The organism is Bradyrhizobium sp. CFUWI, assembly GCF_056429085.1.
Map to the genome: position 1 here is coordinate 246,533 of NZ_JBWJZE010000004.1, position 16,233 is coordinate 262,765.

Consider the following 16,233-nt stretch of genomic DNA (forward strand, 5'->3'; position numbering starts at 1 on the left):
AATGTTTGCTGCGTCCGGAGCAAGCCGGATGCCAAAGCCCGCGCTGCGCGCAACATTAGCACAGCCCTGCCTGCAATTGAACGCGCTCGATGCAGTGCAACGCGCGGCTTACGCGACTTTTTGCAGGAAGCTTAACGGCGCAAAAGCAAAGCGGCGCCCGATGGCGCCGCTGCCGTGAGATGAAATGGGCCGGCCGCGCGGGCCGGCTCCGGTCAGCGCGGGCTGACGCTGTTGGTGCTGCTGCCAACGCCGCCGCCGACGGTCGCGGGCGGATTGTTGGGGTTGTTGTTGTTGCCGAACCTGACGGCACCGCCACCATTGCCGCCGGTCGGGAAGTTGTTGCCGGTCGGGCCGCCTGCGCCGGAGCCGCCGCCGCCCGCGCCGCCGCCGGTCGCGGCGATCGCGACGTCGCCGGTCGCGGCCTGGTAGGCGGCGATCACGTCCGCGTTCTGGGTGGCGGCGATCGCGGCCTGGATCTCATTGGCATAGGCCTGATCCTGCTGCGCGGCCATGCGGGCGACCTGGGCGAGGCCGCCGACGATCGCGCGCATCTGGTCCTTGGTGGTCGCGGGATCCTTCAGGAGCGCGATCAGGCCCGGAAGCGTGGTGGGATCGGAGGCGCCGAGATCGCGCACGCGCGAGATCAGCTGCGGGCCGCCGGTCGGATATTGCTGCAAGAGGCTGTTCGGCGCGGCCTTGAAGTCGGAAATGACGGTGGCCGGCAGCTGGCGCTGCGGCGGGTAAACGGCGGCGCTGGCGGCCGACGAAATGGTCGCGGCGAGGGCCGCGGCAGCAGCCATGCGAAGCGCAATTTTGATAACGCTCATAAACAAACCTCCAAAAATCAGCTGCCCCGATGTGCGTCCTCGGCCCGGGCAAAAGGCTGTGCTGGTTGCTGGAACCTAGCGGAAGAGAAAAGAGCTGTCCACTTATTCTAAAGACTTCGTAAACGGCGCAACTGCTTCAAATCTAGACACTTTTGTGAAGCTGGGGCAGCGCGCGCGCCGCCGCGCCGGTGGTTGCATGGCGGCCCTCGCCTCGCCGGCTGGTGGCGTTCGCCTCGGTCATCTCGCGGCCCTCCTTGGTGCGGAAGGATTGCGCCAGGCCCGCGCCGAAAAGCGCAAAGAATGGAATGCTGTAGCCGGGCACCTGCAGCGTGAAGTCGAGGCACGAATGCAGCAGCGACAGCGTCGCGGTCGCCGCGGCCGCCAGCGGGATGATGACATCGCGCCGGCGTCCGAACACGCCGCGCGCCAGCACCAGCAGCATGATCGCCCAGCCCAGCGCCACCAGCAGCGCCATCGGAATGCCCACCTCGGAGGCAAGCTCCAGCGGCGTCGAATGCGCAGCGTCCCAGATTCCGCGAATCGAGATGTTGGGGCTGCGGTAGGGCGGGAAGGCCCATTGGAACGTGCCCATGCCGGTGCCTACCCAAGGATTGTCGCCGATGATCCGCAGCGTCGACTTCCAGGCCTCGATGCGGCCCTCGTCGACCAGGCCCTGGCTGTCGAAGCGGCTGGAGACGCGGCCGCCGAGCAGCTGCAACAGGCCGAGCGCGACCGCCGCGCCGGAGCCGAGCGAGATCCAGATGCCGGTGCGCGGCGGCAGGTCTTTCCTGAGGAACAGCGTGAACGAGACGATCATCGCCAGCAGCGACAGTCCGACGCCGGCGCGCGACGTCGTCATGAACATCGCCATCAGGCAGATCAGCAGGCAGCTAAGCTGCGGCAGGATCTGTTTCGGCGGGATCGCGCGCAGATCGAGCGACAGCCGCTTCCATTCGATGTGCCGCTCCGGCAGCCGACGGCGGACGTCCTCCAGGATCAGGAGCATCCAGATCAAGGCGCAGGAGCCGAAATAGGCCGCCGCGGTGTTGCGGTTGATGAAGGTGCCGGTGACGCTGCCGAGATAGGCCGTCTTGTCCCGCCACAGGATCATGGTGGGCTCGATCAGGAACGAGAGCACGCCGTAGAGCGCGTAAGCCGCGCCCGAGATCGCGAGCACCCACAGCAGGCGGCGGGCGCGGTCGCGGTTCGCCCCGACGGTGATGCCGAGCACGATGGCGAGGATGTTGGCGAGCGGCGCGCCGAGCGCGAAGAACGCCTCGTTCTTGACGATGGACGCGGACGGGGCGATCGGCACGCCGAGCAAATCCGACGCCTGCTTCCAGATCGGCTGGAACGGCGCCACGAAGGGATGATCGGACAGCTGCTCATGCAGCACGAAGGCGTAAGCAGCAACGATGAAGCCGATCCCGGCGAGCAGCCACAGATGCGGCCTGCGCAAATCGCGCGTCGGCGCGAACATCACCGCGATCCCGAGGCACAGGCACCAGAACGCGATCGACAGATCGTTGGTCGAGCCGAACGGAAACGGCGCGCCGGCTGCCACGAAGAACAGGATGAAGGTCGCGGGCAGGCTCCATGACCAGCGAAATGACCAGCGAATCCTGGACCAGCTCATGTTGGGAGGCCAAAGGCGCATCGTGGTGTCTTGCGAGCTTTGCTCTGGGCTTAGAGGAAGCAATCGATCGGATAGATCTTCACATCCACGTTGAGGCGGCTATTCCGGGTCTGCGCCCGGAAGGCGTAGAATAGCCCAAAGCTATCACTCCCCGGATCGAGTTTTATTCCGGGGGTTAATTCGTCGGGCGGCACCATCACGCCGATGTGCCGGTTGATGGCCGAAATCTCGATCCGGCCCTCGCCTTCCGCAAAATGCCCAGCGAGCTGGGTCACCGTGACCTTGGGCAGGCCGCGGCGCTGATGGCAGACCTCCTCCTCCCAGAGCTTGGTCTGCTGGACCAGCGGTTGGCCCGCGCCATCGGGGACGACGATATCCGGGAAAGACGGACGCAGCATCCCGAAGAACTTGCTCTCCCTGGAGTTCGCCGACAGGCGGACGGTAAAGGACAGCTCGCCCTTGGCGCCCTTGAGGCGCGAGAAGATCGGGGCATCAGGCTCGGCGGAGACCGTCACGTCGATCCTGTGACGGACGCCTAGCTCTGCGGCGGCGCCGAGAGCCGTTCCGGCCGATGCAAGCCCGAGAGCGATCAAGACGAGAGCCGGAAGGCGGCAAAACGTTCGAAAGCGCATGAAGCTGATGCCTCTTGCAACATTGCCGCGGGAGCGATGACCCGCGTGACGGGCTAGGCCGCGCTGATCCAAACGCTGCCTCCGCGGCCCGACCATACCGATGGGATCGCGAAACGAAAATGGCACCGGGACAAAGCCCCGGTGCCATCGCTTTTGGTCGATCAAGTCGGCGTCTTACGGCGCCAGCTTGACGTTGTTGCGGAAGATCAGGGCGTCGTTGGCGAGGTTCACGGTATCGCTGCCGGTCGCCATGATCACACGCAGGTAGTTCAAGAACTTGGTAACTTCGACGTTGCGCGAGTTCGAGACGTAGATGATGTCGCCATTCTTCATCATGACCTTGGTCGCGAGGAAGAAGCCGCCCGGATCGCGGAAGTTGACGTTGAAGATGACCGGGATCGTCTCCGAGGTGTACCTGCTCACGTCGATGCCGAGCTGGGCCGCAACCTCGCGCGGCTCGCGGCGATAGAGGTACACGGCAGCCGGATCGGCCTGGCCATCCAGGAGACCGCCAGCCTTGCCGACGGCTTCGCCGAGGTTGATGCGCCAGGCATCGAAATTGAATTCGCCGCTCTGGCCGCTGGCGCCAAACGCCAGGAACTTCTGCTGTTCGCGATAGACGTAGATGCTGTCGTCGGGACGAACATAGACGTTGTTCTCGGGCGCCATCACGAGATTTTCGAACGGCACGGTGGCCCGGCGGCCGCCGCGCTCCAGCATGACCCAGGTCTCGAAGCCCTGGCCTTTGATGCCGCCGGCTCGAGTGATCGCATCGAGCACGCGATCCTTGGCACCTGCAGCGCTGGCAGGATAACGCGCCGGCGAATTGACCTCGCCGAGCACGCTGATCAGCTGAGTGCGCTGCGAGGACATCGCCACGACCGCCTGCGGCTCGATGGCGCGGTTGCCGATCTTCTCGACGATCGCGCGTTGGATCTGGACCGCCGTCAGGCCCGCGGCCTTGATCTGACCGGCATAGGGCACGGTGATGAAGCCGTCATTATCGACTGACTGATCCGGGATCGTCACATAGTTACCGGGACGGACGCCGGCTTCCGCCGGGATGAACAGACCGCCTGCCGCGGCTTCGAAGATGGTGACGCTGACGACGTCGCCGATGCCGAACACGATGCTGGCGGGCGGACGGCGATCGGTGAACACGCCGGCGAGCCCCTTGGGCTCATGGGTGTGCAGGATCTTCACGGTCGCCGGATTGAGCGGCACCAGCTCATAGGCCGGCGCGTTTTCCGTCTGGATCTTGTTGTTAACGTCGTCCGTCAGCGGACCCGAGCCGGGATTGGTCGAGCAGGCCCCGAGCGCCAAGGTGGCGGCCAGAAATGCTGGCTTGAACAGATATGACTTGGCAAATGACTGCATGAATCGCGCCCCGAGAGACCCCAATTACCCTGATTGGTACGGCGGCGCGGGGGGTGCGACAAGGGTTCCCGAGTGGTTAACGATGCGATCCCTCCGCTACTGTTGCGTGCGGGCCACTCTTTGGGGCTTGGTTTAACCCTTTGTGACTATTTGTTGTATTTCGTGTGCCCGGTCGGCGGGCACTTCGCCCAAGTCGAGAGCTCAGTGTGTCGAACGTAAGGCTTCTTCGACCCTCCGTCTGCTAAGACGGGAACCCATCAAGAGAGGACTCCCCGTGTTTGGCCTCCTTCTGTTCGCCTTTCTGGCTGGATCGTTCCTTGGCGGCACGGACCGCCCTCTGGAGGCGGCGATCTCGTGCGCTCGGTCCTCGTGCTCGGGCGTCCCCGTCCTTGAGGTGGCCGCCCCTGCCCCCTCCTCCGTCTGGAAATTCAGCCGGACGCAAGGAGCCAAGGATGGCGAAAGCTTCGCGGCCATCACGAAAACCGCGGACACCACCCAATCCGACCCGGACTTCGCCGGCCTGATCGTGCGCTGTGCGCCCAAGGGCAAGATCGACGTGCTGGTGGCCTTGATCCGGCCCTTCCCGCCCAGGAGCCACCCCAAGGTCAGCATCGCCGCGAGCGGCGGCGGCACTTTAACCTTTGACGCCAGCATGGCGGCCGCGGGCGCCGCCGTGCTGCTGCCCGACGAAGTCTCGGCCTTTGCCGCCGGCAAGTGGCAGGCAACGGCTTCACTGTCCATCGTGGTTAAGGAAAGCGACAGCGAGATCAAGGGTGTGGTGGCGCTGAACGGCTTGCGCGAGGCCTATCATTCGCTGCTGGCGAATTGCAGCCTATAGGCCAAATTTAGCCATACAACTTAAGGGTCTTTTTAGGGTGGGGAACCTAGGGTCCGAGGCACGGAGTGTTTCGGATGACCGCGCTTTTGATTTTCAGCTTTCTGGTAGGTGCCGTGCTGGGCCAACGCTTTCGCGTCCTGGTGCTGCTGCCCGTCACATTCGCTTTGCTGCTCACCGTGCTGCCGGTCAGCCTGATGACCAGCCTTGGCGCCCTCGAAGGCCTGAAGGCCACGGTATTTGCGGCCATTGCTCTCCAGGCCGGCTATCTCTTTGGCTCGGCCGCGCGCTTCAGCCTTGCCGCCGCACGTGCCGCGCGCGTCTTCGGCCGCCCGGTCAAAGCCAGCCGCTGACGCCAATCAACGCTACAACGCGCGCAAACGGTCCAAGGTTTAAGTGATGGACCGAGGCTGGCCTCTGTTTGAAAACCACCCGCTCGCTTGTATGGTGACCTGACAGTTTCAGGATTCCCTTCGAGCGCGCCGTTTGTCCCTCGCTTATTTTGCCCTCATCGTTTCCATCGTTTCCGCTTCCGCTCTCGAAATCGCCGGCGCCAAGTTCGGTGCACAGCTCGGGACGATGACCGCCGCGCTGAGCTTGCTGGCAGCCACCGCAACCGCGCGAAAAGCCGACTCCGACCATTATGTTCGCGCGACCTCCTGGGGCCGCTGGATCCTGATGGCTATTCCGCTCTGCATCGCGGCTCAGCTCGTGCCGCTTCCGCTGAGCTTGGCACATCCGATCTGGGCGAGCGCTCACGACGTCCTGGGTGGCTTGTCCCTCGGCCCGATCACCGCCGATATCGGCCTGACCGTCAGCGCGCTGCTCCTGGCGGTTGCAGCGGTCTCGGCGCTCGGCGTTACCATCCTGGTGGTGCGTGACCGCGGCCGCGCCGAACTGGTCCTCTTCGTCCTCGCCGGTATCGCCGCGGTCTCCGCCCTGACCCTGGATCTGCATCGGCTGTCACCGGCAGGCGCACAGGCCGCCGCAACTTCCGAACTGGCAACAACCCTGGCCGGCTTCGGCCTCGTTCTGAACCTGGCGGTCATGCAGCTTGCCGCGGAGCGGGCCGAAACGCACCATTCGCTGCTTCGCTCGATCGTGCTTGGTTTGTTGAGCCTTGTGGGTGCCCTGATCAGCGCGCTTGCGATCTTCGGCCTCTCAGGCACGAACAGCGCAGTGGCCGCAAGCTTCGGCGTCGCACTGATCCTGCTGATCCTCGTCATCCGCAGGCTCGACCTGTCGCCATTGGCAGCGGGCGCGCTGGCGCTGGCAGCTCTGATTGGAGCAGCGATCGTCCTGACCTTTCTGTTTGAAAAGGGCTCTGGACCAGTCCTCTTGCGGCTGGTGCCGGAGGTGGGCGCCGAAACGAAGGCCGCCCTCGAGCGGATGTTGGCCGACACGCGCTGGTTCGGCGCGGGCGCAGGCACCTTTGCCGCGGTGGGCAGGATCTATCAGAGCGACGCTGGAGCGATCTTGACGGCGCCGTCGGCAGCGACGGCCGTCTTTACGGAGATGGGATGGCTCGGTCTGGCGGCCCTGATCGCGGCGAGCCTGATCGCTCTGGTGCGGCTGGTCTTCGGCGCTTTGCAGCGTGGACGCGACTCGTTCTTCCCCGCGTCCGCCGCGGCCTGTCTGCTCTTTGCGCTGGTTCAGAGCTTCGCAGGTCCCGGACTGCTGCGGCCCGCGGCAATCCTGTGTCTTTCGGTGATCGTGGGACTGGGGCTGTCGCAGAGCGTCAGCCAGTCCGGATCACGATAGAGCGCGGGTGATCAGACCGAGCGGTCGCCGAGCGAGGCCCAGTAGTTCGGGTTCTTGGGCGATTGAATGCGGACCCAGCGATAGGGCTTCTTCGACCACGGCAGGATGTGCCCGGAGAGATTATCCAGCACGAGATCACCGGAGAAGGTCCGCACCACGACCACGAGATGATGCTCGCCCCAGGTGGTCACGACCTCGCTGAGCAGCACCGCGCGCGCCGGAAAGCCCTTGGCGATCAATTCGTGGCGTTTTGTCACAGCGTAGTCGTTGCAGTCGCCGCTCGCCGGATGCAGCAGCCATTTCTCGCCGCGCAGTCCTTCCAGATTGGCCTCGGGACGGATCGCGGTATTGACCTGCCGGTTGACATCTTGCATCTGCGCCAGCCGCTCCGCCGTGAGCTTCAGCCGGCCGCCCCTGAACACGATCTGCTGCGGCCGCGGCTTGCACTCGTCCTTGTACTTCAGGCAAAACAGCGTGAAGGCCATCGGCGCCAGCGTCGGCTGGTCGAACTTGATGTACTGGATGGCACCGCGCAGCCCCAAGGGCGCGCCGACGAAAGCGGCTTCGGCGCGCTGCTGCACCCCCGCAGCAACCACGATCGCGGCCACGGCCGCCAGGAACTTTACAACTTTGCGCATGTCGCGCTCCCCGTTCTTGTTGGGGGAGACGCTACGCGATACGTCTTGAAATACGGCTCAAAGGCCGCACGACCCTTTAATCAAAATGCGGGCGACTTGGTCGGAAACAATTAAGAATACCGATGTGTGACTTGTTCTGCTAAGAGCGGTCACAACGTTCCGCTCGTGACGCTGGATGCGATTCGACCGACCTGATGGGCCTCTCCTCCCGTTTTCGAAAGAAGACCAAGCCGCGGCTTCCCGACGGCGTTCGCGTCTATGCGATCGGCGACGTGCACGGCCGCGCCGATCTGCTTCAATCGCTGTTAACCGTCATCGACGCCGATCTGGCCCGTTCCGCGCCCGAGCGGGCCATTCAGGTCTTCCTCGGCGACTATGTCGACCGCGGCCCGGACTCGCGCGCCGTTCTTGATCTGCTGATTGCGCGCTCGAAGTCACATGAGACGGTCTGCCTGAAGGGCAATCACGAGGTCTTCCTGCTCGAGGTCCTCAAGGACCCCGCCCGCCTGCAGGAGTGGCGCCATTATGGCGGCCTCTTGACGCTGGTCTCCTACGGCATCACGCCGACCATGAACCCGTCGGCGGAGCAACAGGTCGAACTGATCGAAGGACTGAGGCGCGCGCTGCCGCCCGAGCACCTCGCCTTCCTGCAGCAATTGCCGTCGTCCTTTACCTGCGGCGACTTCTTCTTCGTGCACGCCGGCGTCAAGCCCGGCGTCGCGCTCGAGCGCCAGAAGGATGAGGACCTGCTCTGGATCCGCGAGGAGTTCCTCGCCTCCGAAGAACGCTTCGGCAAATACATCGTCCACGGTCATACGCCGGTCAGCGTGCCCGACATTCGCCCGAACCGCATCAACATCGACACCGGCGCTTACGCGACCGGAAATTTGACGCTGCTGACGATCCAGGGCGATAGTCTGTTGGCCGTTTGAATCCCTGCCTTCCTTTCAATTCCTTGCTTGTTTCGCCCTCACAGGCCTCGCCGATTTCACCATGAACATGATCCTGCTTCGCGCCATCGGCATCTCAACTGCGATCGTGCTGGCGCTTCACGCCGGCGTGGAATTCTACGGCGATCTGATACGGCCGAACTTTCGCGCGAGTGATTTGTTCTCGGGCGAAATTCCGCCTGAGAAGGCCAAGCTGGCGACCGCCGGCCGTTTGGCATCCTTTTCATGGGACGGCGACTTGCTTGCCAATTACGCGGCAGCGATGGCCGCTGACGTTCTTCACCGTCCTGCAACCGATGCAGGCGGAAGGGCCAGCGAGAACAAGGCGGCGCAAGCCGCCGTCGTCGCAGCCTTGAAGGTCTCGCCGATCAGGCCGGCACTGTGGCTGACGCTCGGCACGCTGCAGACCCAGGCCGGCGAGGCGGCGACGCCAGCGGTGAAGATGTCCTACCTGACCGGATCGGTGCCGATCGACGTTGCCATGTCTCGCGTCCGGACCGTGACCTCGGGCGCCGCCGCAACGGACGAGGAGATCAGGCTGCTGGCGCAATCCGACATCCGCACCGCGCTCGCCAACCGCTCTCGTTACGAGCCGCTGCTGGTCGCTGCCTACGTGCAGGCCACGCCGCAAGGCAAGTCGCTGCTGCTCGAAACCACGAAAGTGACCGATCCCAAATTCAACGAGATTTTGCGGCGCTACTAACTCAGCGCACCGATCTCGGGGCGAGCGGCACGAAGTCCTGATCGCGGCGCGGTTGATCGGATCGCCCCTGGTAGACGAACATGCCCTTCTTGGTCGTGACGATGTCACCCCGCTGCAGGCTGTCGTCGCGGAGCAGACGTTCGGTCGCGACGAGGTCCGGATCTTCCGGGATCGGCTTGTAGAGCTCGGGATGCTCCCGCCGCTCGCGCGAGACCTCCTTGGCCCGCTGCCGCGCCTGCTCGATGCGTTGCCGCCATTCGTCGCGCGAGACTTCCGGCTCGCTTGGCGGAAGATAGTCGCTCAGCGACGGCTCCGGGTCGCTCTGAGCAAGACATGAGAACGGACCGGCCCCATACACGGTCAGTCCGACCGCGGCGGCCACGATCGCCTTGACTGGTGCATTCCTCAGCATCCGGCGGCCCGATGCGGAATTGCGGCGAATGGATTGCACTCCGACGACTCCAAAGCAGGCCCCGGCAGTCGGAGGCCCTTTGGAACTTCAGCTCATAGGGTTGCCAATTGCAAGATGGTGGACTCGCAGAGAGCTACTGGCGCTCAAAAGTCGAAAAACAACCCCATGCACAGTAGCCGGCCCCAGCGAAATCAAAGGGTTACGATTCTCAGAAATGCAGATTGATTGGGGCGAGACGGACGCATGACGGCATCGTTCCGGGCCGGGCCGACGAGGGCACCCTCCCTCCGACGCTCTCCCGCCAGCGCCAAAGGGAGTGCACCGTCGTTGCAGCGACAGGCTTCCTAATAGCGATGGCTCGACCCGCTGCCCCGGGTTCTGTTCCCGTAGTACGGGCGGGCACGTCCGCTGCCGGTCGTCACGGGCGGCTCGATCCGGCTCGGAATGTTCCGCGTCGCGTTGGGCGGCGCGGGCTGCGACGGATTGATGATGGTGACGTTGCGGTTGGGCGTCGAGGAGTCGTTGACGCCCTGGGCCCAGCTGGCGGCAGGCACAAGCAACGCGATGGCGATCAGGACTGTTCTTTTCATGAATATCTCCCGAAGCAAGAACGTCAGGGAGGCGATCACCGTTCCATCACGGTTCGTTGGGTGACGGCCTCAGCGGGGAACGGCGACCAGCTTGCCATCGCGCCAGACGCCCTGGGCCGACCTTCCAGCGGGCAGGCTGCCTGACAGGTTTCGAACGGCGGTCGGCCGCGACGCCGCCTGACCGGTCTGCGCCTTCTTCGTGGGCGTCGTGATGATGCTGGAGCTCGTGGTGTTGGCCTGATCCTTGGTCCCTTGCGCAACGGCAGGCGAAGCCAGGAATGTCAAAGCCGTGAGGACTGCCAGAACGCCGCGCATGATCAAACACCGGAATGAGGAGCTCCGCGAAATGTCACAGGTTTTCCCCCAAAAGCAAGCACCTTCGAAGCACCGAGAGGGGCGTCGGCAGACCCGGCAAAATCAGCGGCAGAGCGGCCTCGGTCGTGACGTCTCAAGCGGAAAAGCCTAGCGAAATGGCCTCATCCGGGCTACTTGATCGCCCTTGATGACCGACTCCGGTGAAACTGCGGCCAACGTCCCCTCGGCGCAACAGATCAAAGCCGGGTTTATCCGTCTCCTGTCGAGCCGCATCCGCGCCGTATCCGACGATCCCCAGCAAATGCGGGAGATCGTCTATGAGCTGGCACGCGTCAAGCTGCTCGAGCAATTCACGCACGCCGACGCGCGAGAATCCCGCGAGCTTCTGCAGGTCCTCGAACGCGCCATCAAAGAGGTGGAACGTTCCTTTGCGAGCAGCGGCGCGGCGGAGCCACAAAATGTCGTGGCGGCACCTGCCGTCCCGGCGCCCCCGCCGGTCCCTACTCACTCTCCTCCGCCGGTTCCGTCGCCATCCGCTTCCGCTGCGACGCCAACTGCGAAGGACGCGGGAGCATCGCGCCGTCCCCTGGCATCGCCGCGATCCCCCGATCAGCCCAAACGCGGCAACGCCTTCACCCTTCTGGCTCGATTGGCGGTCATCCTCCTGCTCATCGCCGCGGGCGCGACCGTGGCTGTCTATTGGCCTCGGCTGAGGTCGCAGCTGACCGCATTGTCGCAGATGGCGCCGCCGCCCGATCGAGCACCGAACGGCCCGGCATCTCAGCCGAGCGCCAGCCCGCCTTCCGCCGTGGGCGAGGCTGTTGAACGGACGCCGGATAGCCCGAAAGAGCCGGCGCAAGCTGCACACCCCTCGATGCCTCTGCCGACGACGTTCGGAGTCTACGCCTTGAGCGAGGGCCAGCTCCATGAGCTCAAGTCGGTGCCGGGCAAGATTCCGGACCGCCGCGTCGCGATCTCGGCGGCCATCACCACGCCGAGCGCGACAACGTTGATGGACGGCGACGTCAGGTTCATCGTGTTCAGGCCCGATGGTGGTGTCGATGCAAGCGGGACCGAAGTTCGGGTCGTCGCGAAAGTCTCGCGAGCCATGGGCGTCGATGCCAGCGGGAAAGCCTCCATAGTCAGCGCCGGAGATTCCTGGGTCATCCGCAGCATGTCCTACCCCTATAAGGTAGGCCCGGTCGACGACCAGCCGAGAATGCTGTTGCTGCAACCGGAGCAGGACGGCTTTACGCTCGCTCCCGGCCGCTACGTCGTGGTGATCAAGGGCATGGGCTACGACTTCACCGTGGCCGGAACGGTCACCGATCCCAATCAATGCGTCGAACGCATCAATGCGGCGAACGGCGCGTTCTACTCGCCCTGTCCGCCGCCTCGACGCTAAAGCATGATGGTGTCAGGCCCGATCGACGCGGGCGATTACCTCTCCCCGACGGGGAGAGGTCGGATTGCTACGGCGCGCAATTGCGCGCCTCAGCTATCCGGGTGAGGGAGCGCGGCACCCCTTGACCAGAACCCCTCACCCGGACCGCATCTTCGATGCGATCCGACCTCTCCCTACGGGAGATGTGATCTGAGTTCACCGCACGCATCGACTCAGCCAAAACGCATTCCGCTTTAGCCGAGGCCCGATTTCTCATTTGGCCGGCTTGCTGTCCTTGGACGTCTCCGCCGGAGCGTCGTCGACCTTGCCGTTGTTGGCGACGCATTTCTGGAAGTATTCGCGCTGATCCTTGCCCGTGCCCTTGGTGCTACCGGCCGCGGGGTTGCCTATTTGCCTTGGCGGAAAGGCCTTGGCCACCGCCGCGTCGCATGCGCGCGCAACTTCGACGGTAATGGCCGATGCCGCCGCCGGCGCAGCCAGTGTCAACACGCATGCCAATCCAACCAATCTTCGCATATGTCTGACCGGCACCTTGTTGCTCCTTCGAACCATGAATATTTGCCGGGACCATAGCAAAAAGGATCGAAGCGCTAAACCGCAAACATCCCTCAACGCTAGCTGTTGAGCTGCGGCGGTTTGAAATCCGGAAAGCGCGTCAGCATGGCTGTTCTGACGAACTTCAAGTGCGCAATGCTGCTTGCCAATTCCTTCAGCCGGCGCTGGCCGTTGGAGATGTCGGCGGCGAACAGGTCCTGGTGATGATTGTCGAGTGCTTCCCGCTCGAGATATTCGTCGGTGCCGTTTCCGAAGGTGACGGATGCACGTGCAAGTGCGTCATCGACACGCCGGTTGAGGCCGGCCTGCTCCCGCTCCGCTTCCTGCAATGCCGTTTCAATCGCCGCCAGGACCGCACCGATCCGGACACGGTCGGTCTCGGCATCACGCTCGACGGAGCGCGCCTTGAAGCCTTTGTCCTCGCGGCGAGAGCCGAGAAGATTATGTGCGCGCGCTCTCAGGAACAGCTGAAACATTTGGGCTATCCCCACATTCGAGATTTAAACCGCTACCATCGGTCACGCATAGTTAACAAAGCCTAAATCCCGCGGCCGCTCCGCCTGGCTTCGTGCGATCCATGCCCGCCAGGCTCCTTCGTGCTTGGAGTAGAGCTCAAGCCACCGAACGTCGTCAACCGCACCCGTTCCCCTGCCCATGCCGGTTTCGGCCGCGATTTGCACCGTCTCCGCCGGTGCTAGATCCAGCGCCTCGAATTCCGCCGTCTCCTGCAGCGAAAGGCCGATCAGAACGCGGTGCCCCTGCGCGTCAACGAAATACCTGCGCGGCGCGTTGTGCCGTTGGTCAATCATTTGAACGACCCTCGTTCACGATCCAAGGACCCGGAAGGTCGTTCAGATGCCGGCCATAACTACAAACAAACGCAATCAAAATGAGGACGCAGATCGTCGCGCCCAGCAACGCAATGAGATACGTCATCTATGTCCACCTGCGCGCCTCCGAAAAAATAGAGGCGGCCAAACGCTCGCCATGAATTGTTCCGTCTTAGGCTGCCTGTCCGAAGCGCTCAAGGACGGCGACGAGTTAACCTAACCGCACGTGGTTATTTCGTTTCCGCCACGATTGTTGGAGCGGGGACCCGCGCGCCGTCTACGATGATGATGGCCCCTGGGTTCGACCGGCCTCCATCGAGGCCGGCGTATAGGGCGCGTAAAGACGATATCGCGCCGATCGCCTCCGCGAGCGCCATGCCCTTACACCATAGCCGCAGCCAAAGCCCGCTGCGAAAATCGAAACCAAAACCAAAACAGCCAACATTTGGAATGTCCCACGTTTGCTGGAACGTTCCTCCCGCACTCATTTCATCTTTTCGTTGCACCGACTTCAAGATCGGCAGCGCCGAAACTTTTGTCAGACGAAGATGAAGTTTGTGCAACGTGGTGCTTGAAGATTGGTCGGCACGTGAGGGAAGGTGCGGCGCAGAGGCTCCAGTTCTTTTTACCAGAACTCGACCCGCCGACACCATGAACCCTCGTTCACCGTGGTTATACGGTACCTCGCCTGCCGATTTTGTCGCGGTAAGGTTGAGCGGTTAGCTTAATCCGCGTTGTTTGTTGCGAAGTCTCACCGATCGCATATCCATCTTCGCACCAGGCTCCCCCAAGCCTGGCCCCACCCAAGCAAAGCCGTCGAGCGAACATGGGTCGCTTGGCGGCTTTGTCATTGTGTCGACAAGAGGATCATTTCGGTTATGGCGCGCAAGCCCTGGTCGTTCAAGGAAGACCGCCGGCTCATGGAGTTGGCCAAGTCTTCGGCTTCGCTGGAGCAGGCGGCGAAACTTCTCGGCCGCTCGCCGGATGCGATCAAGCGCATGGCTTTGCGGCTTGGTCTTTCGCTGAAGTCGAAGACCGGCAAGAAGGGCTAGTCCCGGAAACAGTTCGTCGCCGACGGCAGCTTTGTCCGTCATCGCGGCAACATCTCCTTCCGAACCCCGTGCACCGCCCGTGCGACCGAGCGTCCTGCCTTCAGTCCGCCCGGCCGTTCAGATCTAGTTGTTCGTCTTCTTCTGGGAGCCCATCCCGGGGCTGGTACCGTAGTTGGGTGTCCCCGTCCCCTTGAAAGCTCCACCCATGCTGTCCGAGCCGGAATTCGTCGCCGTGCCGCTGCGGGTGGTGGGCTGATTGCCCGCTGGCTGGTCTTTGGTCCCCTGCGCGGAGGCCACCGAGCTTCCGAGGACCAACGACAGGAGGAGGCTTAACGTCCTGATCATACTGCTCAACTTTCATGCTTGGGCCGCGCGGACCATCGGTCAGGCAAACCACGCGGTCGCCCTTCCGGGGCGGTCCGGCCGTTAAACCCTATCTTAGCCCCCGCTGGCTAGGATCAATCCCAAGATAATTCTCAAGATCATTCCCAAGATCAGTCCCAGCCTCTCCTGAGTTCCACCCGGACCGGATGATGCCCAAGCACCTGCTGAGCGCCGGCTTCGTTGAAACGCTGCGGCGCACGGTGCTGACGGCGAGAATCTCCGCACGCCAGATCGTGGTCGAAGTGACCGAGCGCGACGAGCTCGACGATCTCGCGCACGCCGCGACTGTGGTCGCCGAGCTGCGTGACCATGGCTTCCGCGTCGCTATCGACGACGTCGGTGTCGGCCATAGCGGCCTGTCGCGGCTGAAGGGGCTCGGCGCCAGCGTGATCAAGATCGACAAGTTCTTCGTCGACACCATCACCGAGGATGCGTCGACCACGACGATCGTCGAGATGCTGGTCGCGCTCGCCAGGGATTTTCGGATGACGGTCGTTGCCGAGGGCATCGAGACCGAGGAGCAGCGCCGTGCCCTGATCGCGTCCGGCGTCGAAGAAGGACAGGGCTATCTCGTCGCCGCTCCGCTCCCATTCGCCAAATTCAGCGAGCTCGTCGAGTCGCGCCGCCTCTCCGCAGCCGCGGCACCGGCTGGCGACGTCCTGGTCGCCTGACCATCCCCGCCGGCGCCCACCACGGCGCTTTAACGATGTTCTCGTCTTTCGAAGCGGTACGATTTCCGAGCGGCTATGGTAGGCCATGCGTCGAAATCACCTCATCGCAGCGGCGGCCATCTGCCTCGCTCTCATCGTCTATGCCACCTTGGCAAGACTGGCGGGGCGGCCGGCGCTGATGGGGCATCACGAGGCCTATTGGATCGTCGTGATCGAGCGCTTCAGTGCTTACGGCCTGTTGGGCTTCCTGCTGTCCTTCCTGCTGCCCGGCCGGGTCGCTCTGGCCTGCTCGCTCGTCGTGGCCGTCGCCATGGGCCTGGAAGTTCTGCAAGCGCTGATCCCCGATCGCGATCCGGGTTTCCTCGACGTGTTGCAAAAGGCGGCGGGAGGCACCGTCGGCGTCCTCCTCGCCCAGACGATCCTGGCCTTCCTGCCCCGGCCGCCAGCCTGAAGATCACGGCGACAACCTCTTCAGCGCCACCGGGACATCATCCCTACTTCATCATCTGCCCGCGCAGTTCGCCGCCGGGGTTCGCGACCGTATGGATGTTCGCGTACCATTTCCCGGCCAACAGATCGGCCGCCTGAGCGTCCGTCAGGGTGTTGCTGCCCTGGATCGGGCTTTGAACCGTCTTGAACGGCAAAGCGATGCCGGCATTG

Annotated in this window: 22 protein-coding genes and 1 pseudogene; 10 read left to right on the forward strand and 13 right to left on the reverse strand. The window is 63.6% G+C overall.

Going from position 1 to position 16,233, the window contains the following annotated elements:
- Positions 1-28 precede the first annotated feature (28 nt).
- Positions 29-178 carry a hypothetical protein gene (locus AC066S_RS11570; protein ID WP_478269709.1) on the forward strand — a complete coding sequence of 50 codons (150 nt, stop codon included), beginning with the start codon at positions 29-31 and terminating at the stop codon, positions 176-178.
- A gap of 34 nt (positions 179-212) precedes the next feature.
- Here the strand turns inward: AC066S_RS11570 and AC066S_RS11575 are convergent, their stop codons facing one another.
- The 4 genes from AC066S_RS11575 to AC066S_RS11590 all read right to left on the reverse strand — a co-directional run bounded on the left by AC066S_RS11575 (position 213) and on the right by AC066S_RS11590 (position 4,472).
- Positions 213-827 carry a hypothetical protein gene (locus AC066S_RS11575; RefSeq protein ID WP_478269710.1) on the reverse strand — a complete coding sequence of 205 codons (615 nt, stop codon included), beginning with the start codon at positions 825-827 and terminating at the stop codon, positions 213-215.
- A 142-nt stretch (positions 828-969) separates the two neighbouring features.
- Positions 970-2,484 (reverse strand): O-antigen ligase family protein, encoded by a 1,515-nt coding sequence (locus AC066S_RS11580; protein WP_478269711.1) that lies wholly within the window; start codon positions 2,482-2,484, stop codon positions 970-972.
- A gap of 29 nt (positions 2,485-2,513) precedes the next feature.
- Complete coding sequence (locus tag AC066S_RS11585) at positions 2,514-2,978, reverse strand: hypothetical protein (protein WP_478269712.1); 465 nt, start codon at positions 2,976-2,978, stop codon at positions 2,514-2,516.
- 291 nt (positions 2,979-3,269) lie between these two features.
- Positions 3,270-4,472 carry a polysaccharide biosynthesis/export family protein gene (locus AC066S_RS11590; RefSeq protein ID WP_126259828.1) on the reverse strand — a complete coding sequence of 401 codons (1,203 nt, stop codon included), beginning with the start codon at positions 4,470-4,472 and terminating at the stop codon, positions 3,270-3,272.
- Positions 4,473-4,746: 274 nt separating this feature from the next.
- On the opposite strand from AC066S_RS11590, the gene AC066S_RS11595 reads away from it, so the two are divergent.
- From AC066S_RS11595 to AC066S_RS11605, 3 genes are all read left to right on the forward strand, one after another.
- Entirely contained in the window at positions 4,747-5,310 is a 564-nt protein-coding gene (locus AC066S_RS11595; protein ID WP_478269713.1) for a hypothetical protein, read from the forward strand.
- Between the two features lie 74 nt (positions 5,311-5,384).
- A complete protein-coding gene (locus AC066S_RS11600; protein WP_126259830.1) occupies positions 5,385-5,660 on the forward strand; it encodes a hypothetical protein in 276 nt (91 codons plus the stop codon).
- 133 nt (positions 5,661-5,793) lie between these two features.
- Positions 5,794-7,068 carry a hypothetical protein gene (locus tag AC066S_RS11605; protein WP_478269714.1) on the forward strand — a complete coding sequence of 425 codons (1,275 nt, stop codon included), beginning with the start codon at positions 5,794-5,796 and terminating at the stop codon, positions 7,066-7,068.
- A gap of 11 nt (positions 7,069-7,079) precedes the next feature.
- Here the strand turns inward: AC066S_RS11605 and AC066S_RS11610 are convergent, their stop codons facing one another.
- A complete protein-coding gene (locus AC066S_RS11610) occupies positions 7,080-7,706 on the reverse strand; it encodes a transglutaminase-like cysteine peptidase (protein ID WP_126259834.1) in 627 nt (208 codons plus the stop codon).
- 194 nt (positions 7,707-7,900) lie between these two features.
- Here AC066S_RS11610 and AC066S_RS11615 point away from each other — a divergent pair, with 194 nt between their 5' ends.
- Together AC066S_RS11615 and AC066S_RS11620 are read left to right on the forward strand one after the other, a co-directional pair.
- A complete protein-coding gene (locus AC066S_RS11615; protein WP_126259836.1) occupies positions 7,901-8,638 on the forward strand; it encodes a metallophosphoesterase family protein in 738 nt (245 codons plus the stop codon).
- Between the two features lie 61 nt (positions 8,639-8,699).
- The gene (locus AC066S_RS11620; RefSeq protein ID WP_478269715.1) at positions 8,700-9,359 is read left to right on the forward strand and encodes a hypothetical protein; all 660 of its coding nucleotides are present in this window, start codon (positions 8,700-8,702) and stop codon (positions 9,357-9,359) included.
- A gap of 1 nt (position 9,360) precedes the next feature.
- On the opposite strand, the gene AC066S_RS11625 is transcribed toward AC066S_RS11620, so the two are convergent.
- The 3 genes from AC066S_RS11625 to AC066S_RS11635 all read right to left on the reverse strand — a co-directional run bounded on the left by AC066S_RS11625 (position 9,361) and on the right by AC066S_RS11635 (position 10,676).
- Positions 9,361-9,810: a hypothetical protein gene (locus tag AC066S_RS11625; protein ID WP_478269716.1), complete on the reverse strand. Its 450-nt coding sequence runs from the start codon at positions 9,808-9,810 to the stop codon at positions 9,361-9,363.
- Positions 9,811-10,115: 305 nt separating this feature from the next.
- Positions 10,116-10,361, reverse strand: a complete 246-nt coding sequence (locus AC066S_RS11630; RefSeq protein WP_478269717.1) for a hypothetical protein — start codon at positions 10,359-10,361, stop codon at positions 10,116-10,118.
- Positions 10,362-10,430: 69 nt separating this feature from the next.
- Positions 10,431-10,676: a hypothetical protein gene (locus tag AC066S_RS11635; RefSeq protein ID WP_126259841.1), complete on the reverse strand. Its 246-nt coding sequence runs from the start codon at positions 10,674-10,676 to the stop codon at positions 10,431-10,433.
- 187 nt (positions 10,677-10,863) lie between these two features.
- On the opposite strand from AC066S_RS11635, the gene AC066S_RS11640 reads away from it, so the two are divergent.
- A complete protein-coding gene (locus tag AC066S_RS11640; protein ID WP_478269829.1) occupies positions 10,864-12,081 on the forward strand; it encodes a hypothetical protein in 1,218 nt (405 codons plus the stop codon).
- Positions 12,082-12,333: 252 nt separating this feature from the next.
- Here AC066S_RS11640 and AC066S_RS11645 read toward each other — a convergent pair whose 3' ends face one another.
- From AC066S_RS11645 to AC066S_RS11660, 4 genes are all read right to left on the reverse strand, one after another.
- Complete coding sequence (locus tag AC066S_RS11645; protein ID WP_235885164.1) at positions 12,334-12,570, reverse strand: hypothetical protein; 237 nt, start codon at positions 12,568-12,570, stop codon at positions 12,334-12,336.
- A 125-nt stretch (positions 12,571-12,695) separates the two neighbouring features.
- On the reverse strand, positions 12,696-13,112 hold the full coding sequence (locus AC066S_RS11650; RefSeq protein ID WP_126259844.1) for a hypothetical protein: 417 nt from the start codon (positions 13,110-13,112) through the stop codon (positions 12,696-12,698).
- 42 nt (positions 13,113-13,154) lie between these two features.
- Complete coding sequence (locus tag AC066S_RS11655; protein ID WP_126259846.1) at positions 13,155-13,445, reverse strand: hypothetical protein; 291 nt, start codon at positions 13,443-13,445, stop codon at positions 13,155-13,157.
- Between the two features lie 251 nt (positions 13,446-13,696).
- Positions 13,697-14,119: a hypothetical protein gene (locus AC066S_RS11660; protein ID WP_478269718.1), complete on the reverse strand. Its 423-nt coding sequence runs from the start codon at positions 14,117-14,119 to the stop codon at positions 13,697-13,699.
- Between the two features lie 225 nt (positions 14,120-14,344).
- On the opposite strand from AC066S_RS11660, the gene AC066S_RS11665 reads away from it, so the two are divergent.
- The 3 genes from AC066S_RS11665 (at position 14,345) to AC066S_RS11675 (ending at position 16,024) form a co-directional block, all read left to right on the forward strand.
- Entirely contained in the window at positions 14,345-14,518 is a 174-nt protein-coding gene (locus AC066S_RS11665; RefSeq protein WP_164718874.1) for a hypothetical protein, read from the forward strand.
- A gap of 533 nt (positions 14,519-15,051) precedes the next feature.
- Positions 15,052-15,573, forward strand: a complete 522-nt coding sequence (locus AC066S_RS11670; RefSeq protein WP_478269719.1) for an EAL domain-containing protein — start codon at positions 15,052-15,054, stop codon at positions 15,571-15,573.
- Between the two features lie 85 nt (positions 15,574-15,658).
- Positions 15,659-16,024: a VanZ family protein gene (locus AC066S_RS11675; RefSeq protein ID WP_126259849.1), complete on the forward strand. Its 366-nt coding sequence runs from the start codon at positions 15,659-15,661 to the stop codon at positions 16,022-16,024.
- A 43-nt stretch (positions 16,025-16,067) separates the two neighbouring features.
- Here the strand turns inward: AC066S_RS11675 and AC066S_RS11680 are convergent.
- Positions 16,068-16,232, reverse strand: a pseudogene (locus tag AC066S_RS11680) (CHRD domain-containing protein); the annotation flags it as partial.
- Position 16,233 lies beyond the last annotated feature (1 nt).

What these genes read in the sequence shown, in the direction of transcription:
- AC066S_RS11620 (WP_478269715.1), top strand. Translation starts at nt 8,700, where the DNA reads ATGAACATGATCCTGCTTCGCGCCATCGGCATCTCAACTGCGATCGTG.
- AC066S_RS11610 (WP_126259834.1), bottom strand. Translation starts at nt 7,706, where the DNA reads ATGCGCAAAGTTGTAAAGTTCCTGGCGGCCGTGGCCGCGATCGTGGTT.
- AC066S_RS11570 (WP_478269709.1), top strand. Translation starts at nt 29, where the DNA reads ATGCCAAAGCCCGCGCTGCGCGCAACATTAGCACAGCCCTGCCTGCAA.
- AC066S_RS11635 (WP_126259841.1), bottom strand. Translation starts at nt 10,676, where the DNA reads ATGCGCGGCGTTCTGGCAGTCCTCACGGCTTTGACATTCCTGGCTTCG.
- AC066S_RS11670 (WP_478269719.1), top strand. Translation starts at nt 15,052, where the DNA reads ATGCCCAAGCACCTGCTGAGCGCCGGCTTCGTTGAAACGCTGCGGCGC.
- AC066S_RS11660 (WP_478269718.1), bottom strand. Translation starts at nt 14,119, where the DNA reads ATGGTGTCGGCGGGTCGAGTTCTGGTAAAAAGAACTGGAGCCTCTGCG.
- AC066S_RS11600 (WP_126259830.1), top strand. Translation starts at nt 5,385, where the DNA reads ATGACCGCGCTTTTGATTTTCAGCTTTCTGGTAGGTGCCGTGCTGGGC.
- AC066S_RS11580 (WP_478269711.1), bottom strand. Translation starts at nt 2,484, where the DNA reads ATGCGCCTTTGGCCTCCCAACATGAGCTGGTCCAGGATTCGCTGGTCA.
- AC066S_RS11665 (WP_164718874.1), top strand. Translation starts at nt 14,345, where the DNA reads ATGGCGCGCAAGCCCTGGTCGTTCAAGGAAGACCGCCGGCTCATGGAG.
- AC066S_RS11675 (WP_126259849.1), top strand. Translation starts at nt 15,659, where the DNA reads ATGCGTCGAAATCACCTCATCGCAGCGGCGGCCATCTGCCTCGCTCTC.
- AC066S_RS11575 (WP_478269710.1), bottom strand. Translation starts at nt 827, where the DNA reads ATGAGCGTTATCAAAATTGCGCTTCGCATGGCTGCTGCCGCGGCCCTC.
- AC066S_RS11615 (WP_126259836.1), top strand. Translation starts at nt 7,901, where the DNA reads ATGGGCCTCTCCTCCCGTTTTCGAAAGAAGACCAAGCCGCGGCTTCCC.
- AC066S_RS11640 (WP_478269829.1), top strand. Translation starts at nt 10,864, where the DNA reads ATGACCGACTCCGGTGAAACTGCGGCCAACGTCCCCTCGGCGCAACAG.
- AC066S_RS11655 (WP_126259846.1), bottom strand. Translation starts at nt 13,445, where the DNA reads ATGATTGACCAACGGCACAACGCGCCGCGCAGGTATTTCGTTGACGCG.
- AC066S_RS11590 (WP_126259828.1), bottom strand. Translation starts at nt 4,472, where the DNA reads ATGCAGTCATTTGCCAAGTCATATCTGTTCAAGCCAGCATTTCTGGCC.
- AC066S_RS11650 (WP_126259844.1), bottom strand. Translation starts at nt 13,112, where the DNA reads ATGTTTCAGCTGTTCCTGAGAGCGCGCGCACATAATCTTCTCGGCTCT.
- AC066S_RS11630 (WP_478269717.1), bottom strand. Translation starts at nt 10,361, where the DNA reads ATGAAAAGAACAGTCCTGATCGCCATCGCGTTGCTTGTGCCTGCCGCC.